Origin of the sequence: Kitasatospora sp. NPDC048407 (genome assembly GCF_043200475.1) — a bacterium.
GTDB lineage: Bacteria > Actinomycetota > Actinomycetes > Streptomycetales > Streptomycetaceae > Kitasatospora.
The window spans coordinates 1,123,507-1,140,281 of sequence record NZ_JBICXW010000001.1 but is presented as its reverse complement, the minus strand read 5'-3'; the positions used below and the strand labels follow the sequence as shown (position 1 = coordinate 1,140,281).

General features: G+C 72.1%; 15 protein-coding genes and 1 pseudogene. 9 read left to right on the top strand and 7 right to left on the bottom strand.

Annotated features, from left to right (window positions below; translation table 11 throughout):
- Nucleotides 1–109 precede the first annotated feature (109 nt).
- Together ACGFWJ_RS05290 and ACGFWJ_RS05285 are read left to right on the top strand one after the other, a co-directional pair.
- Nucleotides 110–1,591: an aldehyde dehydrogenase gene (locus ACGFWJ_RS05290; protein ID WP_392945423.1), complete on the top strand. Its 1,482-nt coding sequence runs from the start codon at nucleotides 110–112 to the stop codon at nucleotides 1,589–1,591.
- Nucleotides 1,588–2,313: a gamma-glutamyl-gamma-aminobutyrate hydrolase family protein gene (locus tag ACGFWJ_RS05285; protein WP_392945421.1), complete on the top strand. Its 726-nt coding sequence runs from the start codon at nucleotides 1,588–1,590 to the stop codon at nucleotides 2,311–2,313. Before ACGFWJ_RS05290 ends, ACGFWJ_RS05285 begins: the two co-directional genes overlap by 4 nt.
- A 16-nt stretch (nucleotides 2,314–2,329) precedes the next feature.
- Here the strand turns inward: ACGFWJ_RS05285 and ACGFWJ_RS05280 are convergent, their stop codons facing one another.
- The 4 genes from ACGFWJ_RS05280 to ACGFWJ_RS05265 form a co-directional block, all read right to left on the bottom strand.
- On the bottom strand, nucleotides 2,330–3,025 hold the full coding sequence (locus ACGFWJ_RS05280) for a type 1 glutamine amidotransferase domain-containing protein (RefSeq protein WP_392945419.1): 696 nt from the start codon (nucleotides 3,023–3,025) through the stop codon (nucleotides 2,330–2,332).
- A gap of 96 nt (nucleotides 3,026–3,121) precedes the next feature.
- Nucleotides 3,122–3,985: an SDR family oxidoreductase gene (locus ACGFWJ_RS05275; RefSeq protein ID WP_392945417.1), complete on the bottom strand. Its 864-nt coding sequence runs from the start codon at nucleotides 3,983–3,985 to the stop codon at nucleotides 3,122–3,124.
- A gap of 421 nt (nucleotides 3,986–4,406) precedes the next feature.
- Nucleotides 4,407–4,979: a MarR family winged helix-turn-helix transcriptional regulator gene (locus ACGFWJ_RS05270; RefSeq protein WP_387636010.1), complete on the bottom strand. Its 573-nt coding sequence runs from the start codon at nucleotides 4,977–4,979 to the stop codon at nucleotides 4,407–4,409.
- Nucleotides 4,980–5,094: 115 nt separating this feature from the next.
- Entirely contained in the window at nucleotides 5,095–6,891 is a 1,797-nt protein-coding gene (locus ACGFWJ_RS05265) for a zinc-ribbon domain-containing protein (protein WP_392945414.1), read from the bottom strand.
- A 111-nt stretch (nucleotides 6,892–7,002) separates the two neighbouring features.
- Here ACGFWJ_RS05265 and ACGFWJ_RS05260 point away from each other — a divergent pair, with 111 nt between their 5' ends.
- The 3 genes from ACGFWJ_RS05260 to ACGFWJ_RS05250 are packed head-to-tail and all read left to right on the top strand — an operon-like array spanning nucleotide 7,003 to nucleotide 9,446.
- Complete coding sequence (locus ACGFWJ_RS05260) at nucleotides 7,003–8,712, top strand: sialidase family protein (RefSeq protein ID WP_392945412.1); 1,710 nt, start codon at nucleotides 7,003–7,005, stop codon at nucleotides 8,710–8,712.
- A gap of 54 nt (nucleotides 8,713–8,766) precedes the next feature.
- Entirely contained in the window at nucleotides 8,767–9,057 is a 291-nt protein-coding gene (locus tag ACGFWJ_RS05255; RefSeq protein ID WP_392945410.1) for a hypothetical protein, read from the top strand.
- The gene (locus ACGFWJ_RS05250; RefSeq protein WP_392945408.1) at nucleotides 9,054–9,446 is read left to right on the top strand and encodes a hypothetical protein; all 393 of its coding nucleotides are present in this window, start codon (nucleotides 9,054–9,056) and stop codon (nucleotides 9,444–9,446) included. Before ACGFWJ_RS05255 ends, ACGFWJ_RS05250 begins: the two co-directional genes overlap by 4 nt.
- Before the next feature lie 52 nt (nucleotides 9,447–9,498).
- Here the strand turns inward: ACGFWJ_RS05250 and ACGFWJ_RS05245 are convergent.
- Together ACGFWJ_RS05245 and ACGFWJ_RS05240 are read right to left on the bottom strand one after the other, a co-directional pair.
- Nucleotides 9,499–9,672, bottom strand: a pseudogene (locus ACGFWJ_RS05245) (response regulator transcription factor); the annotation flags it as partial.
- Between the two features lie 127 nt (nucleotides 9,673–9,799).
- The gene (locus ACGFWJ_RS05240) at nucleotides 9,800–10,534 is read right to left on the bottom strand and encodes a FadR/GntR family transcriptional regulator (protein ID WP_392945406.1); all 735 of its coding nucleotides are present in this window, start codon (nucleotides 10,532–10,534) and stop codon (nucleotides 9,800–9,802) included.
- Between the two features lie 57 nt (nucleotides 10,535–10,591).
- Between ACGFWJ_RS05240 and ACGFWJ_RS05235 the strand changes: the two genes are divergently transcribed.
- The 4 genes from ACGFWJ_RS05235 to ACGFWJ_RS05220 all read left to right on the top strand — a co-directional run bounded on the left by ACGFWJ_RS05235 (nucleotide 10,592) and on the right by ACGFWJ_RS05220 (nucleotide 15,799).
- Entirely contained in the window at nucleotides 10,592–11,368 is a 777-nt protein-coding gene (locus ACGFWJ_RS05235) for a gamma-glutamyl-gamma-aminobutyrate hydrolase family protein (protein WP_392945404.1), read from the top strand.
- Nucleotides 11,365–12,795 (top strand): amino acid permease, encoded by a 1,431-nt coding sequence (locus tag ACGFWJ_RS05230; protein WP_392945402.1) that lies wholly within the window; start codon nucleotides 11,365–11,367, stop codon nucleotides 12,793–12,795. Before ACGFWJ_RS05235 ends, ACGFWJ_RS05230 begins: the two co-directional genes overlap by 4 nt.
- A gap of 161 nt (nucleotides 12,796–12,956) precedes the next feature.
- Nucleotides 12,957–14,489, top strand: a complete 1,533-nt coding sequence (locus ACGFWJ_RS05225; RefSeq protein ID WP_392945400.1) for a flavin monoamine oxidase family protein — start codon at nucleotides 12,957–12,959, stop codon at nucleotides 14,487–14,489.
- A complete protein-coding gene (locus ACGFWJ_RS05220; protein ID WP_392945398.1) occupies nucleotides 14,489–15,799 on the top strand; it encodes a glutamate-cysteine ligase family protein in 1,311 nt (436 codons plus the stop codon). Before ACGFWJ_RS05225 ends, ACGFWJ_RS05220 begins: the two co-directional genes overlap by 1 nt.
- A gap of 2 nt (nucleotides 15,800–15,801) precedes the next feature.
- On the opposite strand, the gene ACGFWJ_RS05215 is transcribed toward ACGFWJ_RS05220, so the two are convergent.
- The gene (locus ACGFWJ_RS05215; RefSeq protein WP_392945397.1) at nucleotides 15,802–16,704 is read right to left on the bottom strand and encodes a RimK family alpha-L-glutamate ligase; all 903 of its coding nucleotides are present in this window, start codon (nucleotides 16,702–16,704) and stop codon (nucleotides 15,802–15,804) included.
- Between the last annotated feature and the right edge of the window lie 71 nt (nucleotides 16,705–16,775).

Below are 16,775 nucleotides of genomic sequence, written 5' to 3'. Positions count from 1 at the left end.
CCCCCCCCCCCCCCCCCCCCCCCCCCCCCCCCCCCCCCCCCCCCCCCCCCCCCCCCCCCCCCCCCCCCCCCCCCCCCCCCCCCCCCCCCCCCCGCTCCTGGAGGACCGCATGACCCACGAGGACTGGCTGCGCCGGGCCGAGGCACTGCGCCCCGTCACCACGCACCTGATCGAAGGCGCCGACGAGGCCGGCGGCGGCGGGACGTTCGCCGTGGTGTCGCCCCGCGACGGCCGGGTGCTCGCCCAGGTCGCCGACGCCGGTGAGGCCGAGGTGGACGCGGCCGTCGCCGCCGCCCGCCGGGCCTTCGACCGCGGCCCCTGGCCCCGGCTCTCCCCGACCGAGCGCGGACGGGTGCTGCTGCGCTTCGCCGACCTGCTGGAACAGCACCGGGTCGAACTCGCGCTCACCGTCAGCCTGGAGATGGGCAAGCCCGTCACCGACGCGCACGACATCGAACTGCGCGCAGCCATCAACACCTTCCGCTGGTACGGCGGACTCGCCGACAAGCTCACCGACGAGGCCCCGCACACCGCGTCCGACGCCCTGGCGCTCGTCACCCGCGAGCCCGCCGGCGTGGTCGGCGCCGTCGTCCCCTGGAACTTCCCGCTCACGCTGGCCGGTTGGAAGATCGCCCCCGCCCTGGCCGCCGGCTGCACCGTGGTGCTCAAGCCCTCCGAGAACTCGCCGCTGTCCGCGCTGCTGCTCGGCCGGATCGGCCTGGAGGCCGGACTGCCGCCGGGCGTGCTCAACATCGTCGCCGGCAACGGCCCGGTGGCCGGCCGGGCCCTCGGCCTGCACACGGACGTCGACGTGCTCGCCTTCACCGGCTCCACCGCCGTCGGACGCCAATTCCTGCGCTACTCCGCCGACTCCAACCTCAAGCGGGTCTGGCTGGAACTCGGCGGCAAGTCGCCCAACATCATCCTCCCCGACGCCCCCGACCTCGACCGGGCCGCCGCCACCGCCGCCTGGGGCATCTTCTTCAACCAGGGCGAGATGTGCACCGCGCCCTCCCGGCTGCTGGTGCACCGCTCGATCGCCGAACAGGTCACCGAGGCCGTGGTGGCCCGCGCCCGCGCGCTGCGGGTCGGCGACCCGCTCGACCCCGCCACCGAGATGGGCGCCCTGGTCGGCGAGAGCCACCTCGGCCGGGTGCTCGACCACGTCGGCACCGCGCTCGCGGACGGCGCCCGGCTCCGTGCGGGCGGCGCCCGCACCCTGGCCTCCTCCGGCGGCTCGTACCTGGAACCCACCGTCTTCGACCAGGTCGCCCCCGGCAGCCGCCTCGCCCGCGAGGAGGTCTTCGGCCCCGTCCTCTCCGTCCTCGCCTTCGACGACCTCGACGAGGCCGTCGCCCTCGCCAACGCCACCGAGTACGGCCTCGCGGCCGGCCTGTGGACCTCCGACCTGTCCACCGCCCACCTGGTCTCCCGCAGCCTCAAGGCCGGCACCGTCTGGGTCAACTGCTACGAGGAGGGCGACCTCACCGTGCCCTTCGGCGGCATGAAGCAGTCCGGCAACGGGCGCGACAAGTCCGCGCACGCGCTGGAGAAGTACACCGAACTCAAGACCACCTGGATCCAGCTGTGAGCCACCGCCCGCTGATCGCGATACCCGCCCGCTTCGCCGCGTCCACCTCCGCGCTGCGGTACGCCGCCGAGGTCAACGCCCGCGCCCTGATCGAGGCCGTCTGGCGGGCCGGCGGCGAACCCGCCACCCTGCACCCGCACGCGCCCGGCGGCGTCGCCGACCCCGCCGAGGTGCGGGAGCGGCTCGAGCGCTTCGACGGGCTGCTGCTGCCCGGCGGCGGGGACCTCGCGCCGCACCGCTACGGCTGCGCCGACGTGCACGAGGCCGTGTACGACGTGGACGACGAACAGGACGCCTTCGACCTCGAACTCGCCCGGGCCGCGATCGACTTGAGGCTGCCGGTGCTGGCGATCTGCCGCGGACTCCAGGTGGTCAACACCGCGCTCGGCGGCACCCTGCACCAGGACATGGGCGGCCCCGACCACGAACACCGCCACCTGCGCCACCCCGTCGCGCTCACGCCCGACACCGCGCTTCTTTCGACCACCGGCGCGGACGTCGTGGAGGCGTCCTGCTACCACCACCAGCACGTGGACAAGCCGGGGGAGGGCCTGACCGTCTCCGCCCGGGCCGCCGACGGAACCGTCGAGGCGCTCGAACTCGACGGCCACGACGGCTGGTTGGTGGCCGTGCAGTGGCACCCGGAGGACACCGCGGACCAAGACCTGATCCAGCAGTCGATCTTCGATGCGCTGGTGCGGGAGGCGGCGGGGTCCCGGTGACGCGAGTGGTCCCGCCCTACGAGAGGTTCTTGAGCATGAGCGTGGCCAGCGGGCCGGAGGACGCCGGGTTCTGTCCGGTGTACAGGTTGCGGTCGACCACCGTGTACGACTCCCACATCGGGCCGCGGGAGTAGTCCGTGGGAAGCTTTCTGACCTCGTCCTCCATGAGCCACTCGGCCTTGTCGGCGAACCCGACGCCCGCCTCCTCGTCGTTCGTGAAACCGGTGACGCGGTAGTCGGCGAACGGCGTGTCACCCTTCTCGTCCCGGGTGGCGAGCAGCGCCGCCGGGGCATGGCAGACGAGGCCGAGCGGCTTGCCGGACGCGAGGGCCCTCCTCAGCAGCAGCCCGGAATCGGCATCGCGCCACAGGTCCTCCATGGGACCGTGGCCGCCCGGGTAGTAGACCGCGTCGTAGTCACGGAGGTCCACGTCCTTGATCGGGACGGCGTGGCGGAGCTGCTCGGCCTCCTCGATGATGCCTTCCTGCTCGACGGATGCCTCTTCTCCCCCGGTGAAGCGGGGCCGCAGGCCCATCGTGTCGCAGACGGGTACGGCACCGCCCGGGGTGGCGACGGTGACCTCGTGGCCGGCCCCGGTGAACACGCTGTACGGACTCGTGAACTCCTCGGCCCAGTACCCGGTCGGATGCCGGTGGCCGTTCTTGAGCGTCCAGTAGCTTGCTCCGGTCATCACGAAAAGAATTCTGGCCATGGGAGAACACCTTTGAATCTTGGAGGAATCTGATACCGGGAAATCGGTTCAGGCCGCGATCCCGCAGGACTGCTTACGGCCGGCCGGGAATCGGGGTCACTGGGTGAAAGGAGTCTCCGGCCGCATCTCGTAGGAATGCTGGATGGACGGGTGCCGGGTCCCGAGGCCGTCCGTGGTCTTGCGATTCCACGGAACCTCCTGAAGCTGCCTGGTCTCTTCAAGCATCGACTTCGGCTCCAGATTCCGGTAACTGTCGACCTCGCCGGCAGCGACAGCCGTCAACGTCGCACAGACCGCTTCCGGGTCGAACTGTGCGCGAGGGAAGGACAGCTCGGAGTAGTCGAAAAGTCGCTGCGACGGGTCGTCCTCCCAGCTCTCCCAGGTCTGGAACATGCGGTCGTTGAATCCGGTCAAGAAAGGCCCGGGATTGACCGTGGCGACTTCGACATTGTGTTCCTGCAGCTCATAGGCCATGGTCTCGGCGATCGCCTCGACTGCGTGCTTGGAGGCGGAGTAGATGCCGGTGAACGGGTTGACGTTCAGGCCTTCCCTCGAAGAAACCCAGACGATGCGGCCCGCCCCGCGCTTGACCATCTGCTTGGCGATCCCCTGAGTGAGGAGAAGGGGCCCGGTGACATTGACTTCGAACTGGTGACGAATGTTCGATTCGGGGATGTCGACCGTGGAGCCGCCTTCGCCGACGCCGGCGTTGTTGACGAGGATTTCCACACCCCACTTGAGGGCCTTGCGGCGGTCACCGTCGTTCGTGACGTCGAGCTTCTCCACCTGAAGCTCCACCCCGCGCTCGACCGCCTGCCATTTCAGTGTCTGCACCTGGGCGTAGATCTCCACCCCGGCGATCACGTCGAACCCTTTCTCGGCCAGGCGCATGGCGGCTTCCAACCCGAAACCGGTGCCGGCCCCCGTGACAAGGACCCTCCTGAGTGCTGTATTCGCCATGACGAATACTCCCTCTCGCGCGTGATCGGCTCCGCCCCTCTCGGGAAAAGCGAAGCGTTCTGGCCCGAGTTTGTTGCACGATTATGATCAACCCATTCTGCCGGGGCCGGCAATCCAAGTGGGCCGATCGGGTTCCAATGGCCCACGGGAGAACGATGCTCACGAGCCCATAGCGGTGGGCGCACCGAACTGCGGGTCCTTCGACAGTGCGAGGACACCGGACACTAGTGCCGCGTCAGGCAGCCTTTGCCCGTCAAGGAGCGGCGTCCGGTGCGTGCTGTCGGCGTGCCGGACGGAAGCCCTCGTACTGGATGTACTTGGGTTTTCGACCGGTGCGGCGAGAGTGCGTGCCTGGGGGTACCTCCCAGCCCCCAAGGGCTGGGGGCGCGTCGCGACGGGGCGAAGGTTGCCTGACGCGGCACTAGCCGCGAGGACGCCGGCCGCTGCGGCGCGGGGCCGGCTCCTCGCCGTTCAGCAGCGACCGGCGCCGGTCCTCGCCGTGTTCCTCGACCTGGAGCACCACCCGGCGCAGCCCGTCGGCCAGGCTGTGGCACTCCTCGTCGCTCAACTGCGCGGTGACGAACGACTCTTCCTCGTTGAACGCCGGGAACACCTCGCGCATGAACTCCTCACCCTCCGCGGTGAGCGCGAGCAGCACCAGCCTGCCGTCGGTCGGATGGTCGACGCGCCGCAGCAGGCCGCGCGACTCCAGGGTGCGGGACACCCCGGTCAGCGTGCCCTTGGAGATGCCCGCCTCCTCGGCGACCCGCCGGGTCTCGGACTCGCCCCACACCCACACCACCCAGAGCACCACGAACGCGGTCCAGGTCAGGTCCGAGCCGCGCAGCACCGAGTTCTCCAGGTGCTGCCGCACCGCGGACGCGGCCCGGTAGATGTTGGCCACCGCCGCCATCCGCTCCGCGCGGACGGGGATGCCGCCGAGCTTCGCCCCGACGAGCCGCTCCGCCTCGTTGATGGACCGTTGGCTGGGCACGGGTGCTCCCTCCGTCCGTTTCGTCGTCGCAAGCCGCGGGCCGACCCGCGGCAGTTCGGTGTCGCATTGTACGGGCGCGCGGAATGAGGCCCGGCTCTCCGGCGTCCCGGCATTCTCAACTCCGCTCGGCGAGCGCCCAGTTCTTCACCCGCTCGATGACCTCGTCGGGACGTGGAGCGCTCGAGTGGACGGTGAACTCGGCGTAGCCGGGGTCGTCGACCGGCAGCGGTGGGAGCGGGTGTTCGCGGAGGCGGGCGACCAGGTGGCCGGCGGCGAGCAGGTCGCGGGACTTCTCGGTGTCGAGGGCGGTCTTGTCGGCGTGCCAGTAGGCGCCGTCGTACTCGATGGCGAGGGTGCGGCCGTCGGGGAGGTCGACCGTGATGTCGACGGACCACAGGGCACGGCGGACGAACGCGGGGTGGCGCACCGTCCGGCCGGAGGCGGCCGCGCCGAACGCCCGCTCCGCGGCCGCGTGGTGGCTCAGCTCCACCTGCGACTTGCCGTGTTCGCGGCACTCCGGGCAGCCGCTGCCGTTGGTGCGGGAGGCGAGCGGCGCCTGCCAGGTGTGCCCGCCGGGGCAGGTCCAGACGGGGACGAACACGGTCTGCGCGGTGGGGCGGACCTGCCAGGGGGAGAGCGGGTTGGCGGGGGACCACTCGGCGGCGAGGTCCGGGAAGTGGAAGGCCAGCGAGTCGAGGATGGTGCGGCACTCGGGGCAGCGCAGTCGATGTCCCTTTTCGCGCTGCTCGGGCGTGTCCTGCCACTCGTGGCCGCAGACCGGGTCCTGCCACCAGACGGTGCGGCGCGACTTGGGCGAGATCTTGGCCAGGCTGGTGCGGCCGTTGCGGGTCGGGTGCCACTGGCCGGCGAGCTCCGGGCTCAGCCGGAACGGGGCCGCCTCGAGGGCCTCGGCCTCCTTGCGGGCGGCGGCGGTCTTCAGGCTCCGGCAGGACGGGCAGCCCGACTCCAGGTACCGCAGCGGGGTCACCCTGGGGTGGTGGCCCTGAGGGCAGCGGAAGCGGCGCAACCAGTGGTCGCCGGCGACGCACACCGTGCGCGGGTCCTCCTCGTCGGCCCACGCTTCGAGGAGCTCGGGTATGTCGGCGACCGGTGTCACCTTCAGCCGGGCCAGCTCGGCGTCCCGTTCGGCGCGGCGCTTGGGTTCGCATGCCGGGCACCGCCGGCTGTGCAGCATGTCGCTGACCCGGGCCCGGAACCGCAGGTCGCAGTCGGGACAGTGCCAGGCCACCTCGCGCACGGCGGTGACGGTGACGGTCTCCCACTGCGCGGCGTCATTGGCCTCGTGGTCCCACCAGTCGAGCACGGGCAGCCCCGAGTCCTTGAGCAGGTCCCGCTTCTTCTCGCCCGGCGCGTTCGAAGTCTGCCGGGCCCGGCTCGGGTTGGTCCCGCACCGGCAGCCGAACGCGATGTCGCCCATCCGCTCGGCGGCCTGCCGCCCGCAGTACCGGCAGCGGACGTGGTGCGGGTCGCCCTCCAGCGACGGTTCGGTCAGCGCGGCCAGGTGCTCGTAGCCGTGCTGCTCGGCGTGGGCGCGCGCCTGCTCGACCGGAACGGGCGTCAGGTCGGCGTACGGGCCCTGGTTGCGGCGTACGTCCAGCGCCCACTGCCGCCAGTAGCAGGCCCGGCAGGTCGCCTCGCCTTCCTTGTTCTTCTCCAGCGTGTACTCGAGGCGGTAGTGCGCCTCGCAGCCGCAGTTGAGGCACCTGGTCAGCCGCCAGGCCGTCGGCTTCGCGAAGGGCTCGAGCGGCTCCAGGCCGCCGGCGCGCAGGATTTCGGTGATGTGGTCGTCGCACCAGGCGTCGCGGGAGCGGGTGCGGTACGCGGTGGGCTGCGAACAGCCGGGGGCCGCACAGAGCTGGACCGGCTTACTGGGCGTCGATATGGCACTCACCTGCGGATCTTCCCACAGAGGCGGTTCCGGACGCCTATTCGGTGTTGACGGAGCATTTACTCGCGCTTGCCACTCTCTGGGGTACCGCAACTGGAAACCCGGGGGGTCAAGTTGTCCAGACGATTCCTGGCCGCGGGCCGGTCGGTGGCTCTGCTGCTGACCGGCGTCGCCGCCGTCGCATCCGTTCTCGTCGCACCGGGCCGCGCGCAGGCGTCGCCGTTCTGCGACCAGCCCGATCCGCCGCCGATCTGCTTCGAGCAGCCGGACCCGCCGGAGCCCGACCGGGCCGCCGAGGGCTGGCTCGACGCGATGTACGGCGCCAACGGCGGCGTCGTGGTGGCGGGTTGGGCCGCCGACCCCGACACGGCCGGACCGGTGCAGGTCAGGGTTCGCCGCAACGGCACGCTGGTTCAGACGTTCACCGCCAACACCTACCGCCCCGACGTCGGCGCCCACGGCTTCTCGCAGACGCTGCCGGCCGCCCCGGCGGGCCCGCAGACCATCTGCCTGGCCGCTGTCAACGTCTACGGCGGCGCACCGCGCCGGGCAGCCGAGACGTCCCTGGGGTGCCGCACCTTCACCGCCGGCCTCTACACCGTCGGCACGGACCCCTACAGCAACGCCGACACCCAGCACTCGGCCGCCGTCGAGGCGGACAGCTTCGGCTGGGGCGGCACCGTCGTCAGCGCCTACCAGGTCGGCCGGGGCTACAGCGGCGGCTCGACCAACACCGGCTTCGCCGCCTCCCGCGACGGCGGACTCAGCTGGACGTCCGGCGCCCTGCCCGGCCTCACCGTCGCCGCCGGCGGCACCCACGAACGCGCCAGCGACCCGGTGGTGGCGTACAGCGCCCGGCACGACACCTGGATGGTCGGCAGCCTGGTCTTCGACGGGGGCGACGGCCGCGGCATCATGGTCAACCGCTCCACCGACGGCGGCAGTCACTGGTCCGCCCCCACCTGGGCGATCGGCAACGACGGCGGCGCCTGGGACAAGGAGTGGATCGCCTGCGACAACTGGGCCTCCAGCCCCTCCTACGGCACCTGCTACCTGACCGTCACCAAGCTCGCCGGTTACCAGGTCGAGCTCGCCAAGTCCGTTGACGGCGGCCTGAGTTGGACGCCGCTCAACGGCCCCCGACCGTCCGCCAACGGAAGCTTCCCGGTGGTCCGCCCGGACGGCACCCTGGTCGTCCTGTACGGGCTGGCCGGCCGCGTCAGCTCCTTCACGATGACCGGCGGCGGCACCGCCTGGACCAGCCCGGTACCGATCAGCAGCGGCAGCCAGTACGACGTCCCGGGCCTGCGCGACGTCTCCGTGGTCTCCGCCGACACCGACAGCACCGGCCGCATCAACGCCGTCTGGCACGGCTGCCGCACCGCGACCGGCTGCGCCTGGAACAACCTCGTCCAGGCCACCTCGACGGACGGCCAGAACTGGACGGTCACCGAGATCGACACCTGCCCCGACACCGCCCTGTGCGCCGCCAGCAACCAGTTCGCCCCGTCGATCACGGCCGACCCGCTCAACCCCGGCCGCTTCGCCATCGTCTACAACGACCTCTGGAACGGCGCCGTCTCCGTCAAGTACCTCTCCTCCACCGACGGCGGCCGCACCTGGAAGAAACGCACCACCCCGCTCGCCGACGCCATGCCCCTCACCCTCATGCCCGACACCAACCAGGGCCGCATGCTGGGCGAGTACCTCGGCATCGCACCCGCCAACGGCAGCGTGGTCACCACCTTCCCGGTCGCCGCCGCACCCGCCAACGGGCAGGCGTTCGCGCAGACGATGTCCACGTACACGCCGCTCGGCTTCTAGGCTGCCGATCCCTTGCGGTACACCGCTGGTACACCAGCGGTGTACGCTCGTGGTATGGCTGATGCGACGATCAAGGTTTCCCCTGATACGCGTGACCGGCTGGCCGCTCTCGCGGCGGCCCGCGGTACCACGATCGGCGCCCAGGTGGCGCTGCTGGTGGAGCAGCAGCCCACTGTGGAGCAGATCGCCGAGCGCGTGGCCGAGGGCCGCCGGCTACTCCGGGAGCATTTCGGGATGACCTTCACCGACGCGGAGCTGGACCAGGGGCCGGACCTGCTGCGGCGGGTCTATGGCATCGCCGCGGAGGACGCCCGTGCCAAGGTCACCCCGAGGCGCAGCGCGTGATCATTCTGGATTCCAGCGCCCTGGCCGCGCTGGCCGCCGGTCACCCGCGCCTGCACCGGGTGATGGATGCCGCTCTGCACAGCCCGTTCCGGCATCTGGTGGTGCCGGTGCTGTGCCTGGTCGAGGCCGAGATCGAGGACGAGGGTGCCGCTCGCGCGGTCCTGGCCTTGCCCTCCTTGGAGTTCGAGCCGCTCGACGCGAGTACCGCCGTGCTGGTGGCGACGATGGTCCGTGACGGCTACGGGAGCCAGGGCCTGGCGCACGCGATCGCCGCGAGTCTGCCCACCCCGGCGCGCCCGCAGCAGCACCTGATCCTGACGGCCGACCCGGAGCTCTACCCGCCCGGGGTTGTCACCGTCGACATCGACGATCCCCGGCTGGAGCCGTAGGCGCTGCGGCTCCGGCGACGGTCGCCCCGGCGCCGTCGGGGGAGTTGGCATGTCAAGGCGTCAGGTACCCCTGGGAGAAGCCTGCGGCCACGGCGGAGGCGCGATCGGTGGCGTGGAGCTTGGCGTGCAGGTGGATCAGGTGCGTCTTGACGGTGGCCTCGCTGATGAAGAGCTGTCGGGCTGCCTCGCGGTTGGTGGTGCCCTTGGCGATCAGTCCGAGGATTTCCGGTCAGCGGACTGCGGGCGCCGGGCGACCGGCTCGGCGCCACCGGGCAATCGAATTCCCCTGACCCCGGCGGGAGTTCATGGCCTGGGAGTTCAGGGCTCGGCCGGCTCCTGAACCCGGCGGGAGGTCAGGACTCGGTCGGCTCCTGGACGAAGGGGAGGCAGAGGTCCGCGGTGGCCTCCGCGTGGATGGTGAACTGTTTGCGGGCGCGGGACGGGTCGCGGGCCTCGATGGCGGCGGCGAGGGCGCGGTGGCGTTGGGAGGGGGTGCTGCGGGACTCGGTGCCGCCGGGGTGGCCGGCGAGGAGGCGGGTCAGTTCGTGTTGGATGCCCTGTTCGGCTTCCAGTAGGCGCCTGGAGCCGGAGAGTTCGGCGATGTACAGGTGGAGGCCGGCGTCGGCGGTGCGGTAGGCCTCGGAGTCGGCGACGACGGCGTCGGCGGCGTCCTCGAGTTCGCGCATCCGGGCCAGGCCGGCGTCGGAGGCGCGTAGTGCGGCGCGGGCGGAGGCTTCGCCGGAGATGGCGATCCGCCAGGCCGTCAGTTCTTCGATGTCGGAGCGGGTGTAGGGGTGGAGGGCGGTCAGTTCGCCGATCCGGGTGAGGATGTCGGGGACGACGAAGGTGCCGGCGCCGCGGCCGCGGCGGGTTTCGATCAGGCCGTCCTCGCGGAGGACCGCCATCGAGTGCCGGACGGTCATCACGGCGACGCCGAACAGCTCGGCCAGGGTCTTCTCGGGTGGCAGGCGGTCACCGCCGACCAGGATCCGTGCGCCGATCAGCTCGCCGAGCCGTCGTGCGATGGCCTCGGCCGCCCCTGCGGCGCGCACCGGCTCGATGTGTTGGGTCCACCCCTTGCCATCCATGAAATCTATCTTCTAGATTTCGGATCTCATCCGCAAGCTGCTGTTCATGGAGAGCTTATGAGCGTCACCGATCACCCGGAACCCCTCATCGGGATACCCGTCCGTCTCAGCGACGGCGACGCTCCTGGCGCCGACGCGCGCATCGGCGAGGCCAACGCGATCTTCGAGCAGGTCGTCGACCTGATCCGGGCCGCCGGCGCGCGCCCGGTCCTGCTCCAGCCGGACGCCGAGGGCAACCCGTCGGGCGCCGAACTGGCCGAGTGCGCCGGCTTCGTGGTGCCCGGCGGCGGGGACGTCGATCCGGCGCTGTACGGCGAGGACGCGAACCACCCGTCGCTGTACGACGTCAACCCCGTGCAGGACCGGCTGGACGAGGCCGTGCTGCGGTACGCGCTCGACAACGGCCGCCCGATGCTCGGCATCTGCCGCGGCATGCAGCTGCTCAACATCGTCCGCGGCGGCACCCTGCACGTGGACATGGCGCCGACCGACGTCACGCACAACCCGCAGGCCGGGGTCGAGTGGGCCACCCACGAGGTCTCGCTGGAGGCGGGCAGCGCGGTCGCCGAGGCGTTCGGCCGCGACCGGATCGACATCGCGTCCGGGCACCACCAGGCGGTGGACCGGGTCGGCGAGGGCCTGACGGTCTCGGCCCGGGCCGACGACGGCTGCGTGGAGGCCGTCGAGCTGACCGGCGACGCGGACGCGGCCTGGACGGTCGGCGTCCAGTGGCACCCCGAGGCGCTGGAGCCCGTGGAGGAGCTGCGGCTGCCGCTGTTCCGCGCGCTGCTGAACCAGGTGGAGGCCCGGCACGGAGTGGAGCTGCGGTCGTGAGCGAGGTAAGAGAGAACACCGAGGCGCAGCTGCTCGAGGACGCCCACGACACGGCCGTCGCGGCCGGCGGGGCGCAGCTGTCGCGGAGCCTGCTCAGCCGCCACATGACCATGATCAGCATCGGCGGCGCGGTCGGCGCCGGGCTGTTCGTCGGCTCCGGCGTGAGCATCCAGCAGGCCGGCCCGGGCGTGCTGATCTCCTACGCGCTGACCGCCGGCATCGTCATCGTGGTGATGCGGATGCTCGCCGAGATGTCGGTGACCCGCCCCGACACCGGCGCCTTCGCGGTGTACGGCCGCCTGGCGTTCGGCCGCTGGGCCGGCTTCGCCAGCGGCTGGATCTACTGGGTCGGCTGGCCGCTCGGCATGTGCATCGAGTCGATCGCCGCCGGGAAGATCGTGCACGGCTGGATCCCCGCCATGCCGGTCTGGCTGATCGCCGTGCTGATGCTGGTCGTGGTGACCGCCGTCAACCTCGGCTCCGTCCGCGCCTACGGCGAGATGGAGTTCTGGGTGGTCTGGGTGAAGGTCGCCGTGATCGCCCTGTTCATCGGCGTCGGCCTGGTCGCCGTGTCCGGCCTGCTGCCCGGCACGCCCGCCCCCGGCACCGACAACCTGCTCGGCCAGGGCGGGTTCCTGCCGATGGGCTTCAGCGGGATCGTCATCGCCACCTCCGGCGCGATGTTCTCCTTCTCCGGCACCGAGATCGTCACGATCGCCGCCGGTGAGGCCGAGGACGCCGCCGCCGCGATCCGCAAGAGCACCCGCACCATCATGTGGCGGGTCACCGTGTTCTACCTCGGCTCGCTGTCCGTCGTGGTGCTGCTGCTCCCGTGGAACAGCGCCGCCGTCGGCGACAGCCCGTTCGCCGCCACCCTGGACCACCTCGGCATGCCGGGCGCGTCCACCGTGCTGAACGTGGTGCTGTTCGCGGCGATGCTCTCCACCATGAACTCGCAGGTCTACGCGAGCTCCCGGATGCTGTTCGCGCTGGCCCGAGACAAGGACGCGCCGTCGCTGTTCGCCCGGATCTCCCGCCGCGGCGCCCCGCACACGGCGATCCTGTTCACCTCCGCGCTCGCCGCGGCCTGCCTGGTGCTCGAGGTGGTCCACCCCACGGACGCCTTCAGTCGACTCGTCGACATCACCGGCGACACCGTCTACGTCACCTGGATCGGCATCGCCGCCGCCCACCTGGTGCTCGGCCGCCACGACCGCGCCGACGGCCGCCGCCCCGCCGAGGGCACCGCCGTCTGGCTGTTCCCCGGCCTCACCTGGGCCGTCCTGCTCGCCCTGCTCGGCCTGTACGCGGTGATGATCGTCCTCGCCGAATCCCGGGTGGACGCCCTGCTGGCCCTGGCCCTCACCGTGGTCGTGTCGCTCGCGGGCTACTGGCTCCAGCGCAGGCAGGCGCCATCCCTGAAGTAAGGGCCTGACCGGCGGCCGGTGGGGGGCCGGCCGGCGGTGCGGATGCGAACCGGCCGGGCCGGTGGCAGCGTGTTCCGAAGACGCGGCGACGTCCGGGCACGGGAGGGTGCGAGCAGGGCAGGACGGGGCGCCGCGCGGTATCGCGCACCGAAGGGGTCCCGATGTTCGACACCAGTTTTGCGTTCCCCCGCGCCCTGCTGACACCGACCGCCGGACCCGGCGGCCGAGTGGTCGTGATCGGCGCCGGCATCGCCGGCCTGGTGTGCGCGTACGAGCTCCAGCGGCGCGGATTCGACGTGACGGTGTACGAACGCGGCAACCGGCCCGGCGGGCGGATCCGCACCCACCGGTTCTGGGACGGCACGCACGCCGACCTCGGCGCGATGCGGATCCCCGCCAACCACCACTGCGTGCTGCACTACGTGGAACGGTTCCGGCTGGCCACCCGGCCCTTCGTCAACACCAACCCGCAGGCCTACTACCACCTGCGCGGCAGCCGGGTCCGGGTCCGCGAAGTCGCCTCGCTGTTCCCCGCCTTCGCTCTCCGCCCCGAGGAACGCCACGCCCCGTCCGCCCTGCTGGAACGCGTCCTCGCTCCCGTCTGGCGGGCCCTCACCGTCGAACAGCAGCGCCGCGCACTGGACGGCGGCTGGGACGACCCGGCCCTGGAGCGAGCCGCCTCGCTCTCGCTGTGGCAGTTCGTCCACCAGCACCTCTCGCAGGACGCCTGGGACCTGTTCGGCCACGCCAGCGGCCTCGCCCACTACGAGCAGTCCTCGCTGCTGGAAGTCCTCGTCGACTACTTCGGCCTGTTCCACCGCGGCCAGGTCGAACTCATCGACGGCATGGACTCCCTGGCGCACGCCTTCGTCCGCTCGCTGCGTCCCGGCACCCTGCGGCTGTCCACCCGGATCGACGAACTCACGCTGCGCGCCGACGGCGTACAGGTGCACGGGCGGCGGATCGGCAGCCGGATCGAAGACCGCGCCGACTTCGTGGTCTGCTGCATCCCCGCCCCCGCGCTCGACCAGATCACCGTCACCCCCGGCCTGCCGCACGCCCAGCGCCACGCGGTGCGCGGCATCAGCTACGCGTCCAGCGCCAAGACCGTGCTGCACGTGACCCGCCGCCGCTGGGAGATCGAGGACGGCATCCACGGCGGCGGCAGCTTCACCGACCTGCCGATCCAGCAGTGCTGGTACCCGTCCGACAACGCGGTGCGCACCGACGGCGGCGTCAACGGCTCCGGCACCCCCCGCTGGGGCGCCCTCGACCGGCTGCGCTCCGCCGAACCCGCCGCGCTGCTCGGCGCCTACCTGTGGGGAGCCAACGCGCGCCGGTTCGCCGCGCTCGAACAGGCCGACCGGGAGGCGCTGGTGCTGGAGTGCCTGGAGAAACTGCACCCCGGCATCACCGGCGACGTCGACGACATCGTGCACTGCAACTGGGACGTCCAGACCGGCATGGGCGGCGGCGCGTTCGCCCACCTCACCCCCGGCGAACACACCCGCTACCTGTCGGTGCTCGGCGCGCCGCACCCCGCGAACCGGCCGCGGATCTTCTTCGCCGGCGAGCACCTGTCCGGCGCGCACGCCTGGTGCCAGGGCGCCGCACAGTCCGCGCTCGGCGCCGTCGTCGCCCTGCTCGACCACGCCCGGGAGGCCCGCACGGCGGCCCCGGTGAGCGCCCCGTGATGGACCGGGCGCAGCTGCTCGCCCCGCTGACGCCGCCCGCCGGCGCCACCGAGCAGGTCGGCGTCGAGGTCGAGTGCGGCCTGCTCGACCCCGCCACCGGCATCGGCGCCCGCTACTCCGGCCCGCGCGGAGTGCGGACTCTGCTGGAGGCGGTGCTCCAACACTGGGGCGGCGAACCGGAGTTGGACGGCGACTGCCTGACGGGCGTCCGGCTGCCCGACGGCAGCACCGTCACGCTCGAACACGGCGGGCAGATCGAGTACTCCTCCACCCCCGGCCCCGGCGTCGGCAAGACCATGGACGAAGTCCGCGCCGCGCTGGCCCGGCTCGCCGACCTCGCCGCCGGCTTCGGCCTGGCCCTCGTCCCCGGCGGCAACCTGCCCTTCGGCCGGCTCGCCGACGTCGAGTGGGTACCGATGTCCCGCGGCGCCCTGATGCGCCAGTACTTCGCCGACCTCGGCCCCGGCGGGGCCCGCGCCCCGCACGTGATGGGACTGTCGCTCTCCACCCAGGCCACCCTCGACTTCCTCGGCCCCGAGGACTTCACCCGGAAACTGCGGATGCAGACCGCCGTCGCCCCCGTGATCTCCGCCCTGCTCGTCAACTCGCCACTCCACGAAGGCCGTCCGTGCGGACTGCTGTCCCACCGCTCCTGGGCCTGGCTGCGAATGGACCCCCGCCGGGCCGGCCTGCTGCCGCCCGCGCTGCGGCCCGACGTCGCCGCCGACGACATCGTCGACTGGGCGCTCGGCATCCCGCTGATCCACTACCGCACCCGCGACGGCCACTACCACCGCGCCCCCGACAGCACCTTCGCCGACCTGCTCCGCCACGGCCTCGACGACGCCCCCCGGCGCTGGGCCGCCCACCTCGACCAGCTCTGGACCGACACCCGCGTCCGCCACACCCTCGAACTGCGCGGCGCCGACGGCCCGCCCCACCCCCACCTCGCCGCCCTGCCCGCGCTCTGGACCGGCCTCACCTACCACCGCCAATCCTGCGACGCCGCCTGGGAGTTGACCGGCCACCACAGCGCCGCCGAACACCGCGCCGCCCGCAACCGACTCCCCGTCCACGGCCTCGACACCCGCCTCGGCGACACGCCCGTACGCCCCCTCGCCGCCGAACTGCTCCGCCTCGCCCGGGACGGCCTCGACGCCAGGGTCGCCGCCGGACTCGAACCCCCGCACGTGCCCGGCTACCTCGACCCGCTCGACGAGATCGTCGCCACCGGCCGGACCTTCGCCGCACAGACCCTGGCGCGCTGGGACGGCGACCCGGCGCGCTATGTCGCTGCCCACCGAATCTGACGCTACGTCAACCTGCCCGCGCAGGCGGCGATCAGGGCTTCGGTCACCTGGGTGACCCGCGCGCCCCAGCGGACGTTGGCGTTCACCTCGCACACGGTGAAGGTGCCGTCCTCCTCGAAGAGCAGATCGACGCCGGCCAGCACCAGACCGACCTCCTCGGCGGCCCGCACCGCGAGTTGCTCCGCCACCGGGTAGCGGCCCGGGCACGGCTCGACGGTGCCGCCGAGCGAAACGTTCGACTGCATCAGGCCGTTGGAGGCGGTGCGCAACCCGACGGCCACCGGCCGGCCGTCCACCACGATCACCCGCAGGTCGCGGCCGTGCGAGTGCTCGACGTAGCGCTGGAACAGGAACGGCACGTCCGGGCGCAGGCAGCCCTGGACGTCGGCCACCATCGCGGCGTCCCGCGCCAGGAACACCTGGTGGCCGCCACTGCCGCGCACCGCCTTCACCACGCACGGCTCCGGGATCCCGACCAGCGCCCGGTCCGGCCGGGTGTCGGTGTAGGTACGGGTGTCCGGTACGGGCAGACCGGCCTCGGCGAGCCGCTGGAGCTGCCAGAACTTGTTGACGCAGGTCAGGACGGCGTCGGGTGGGTTGATCAACTCGGTGCCCATCGCCTGGAGTTGACGCAGCAGGGTGATCTCCCGGTCGCTGCTCAGCGAGGTCATCGCCAGCCGCACCACAGCCACCCGGGGCGGAGTCACCGGACGCCCCGTCAAGTCGTACAGGCTCAGCTTCCCGCCCGTCACGCCCAGCAGCAGGCTGTCGGTCGACACGACCGCGAACCGCGAACCGAACGCCTCGGCGAAATCCCGGCCCAGCCGCTTCGCCACCGGGGAGTCCTGGACAGCGCGGCCGAGCAGCAGCCACAACTCGGCCTCGGGAAAGGGCTCTTGGGCCACGGGGCGGTCTCCTCGGATCAGCGGTTGAACGGGCGCCCCCATCATCCGTGCAGAACCTGTCCCGGCGGGGG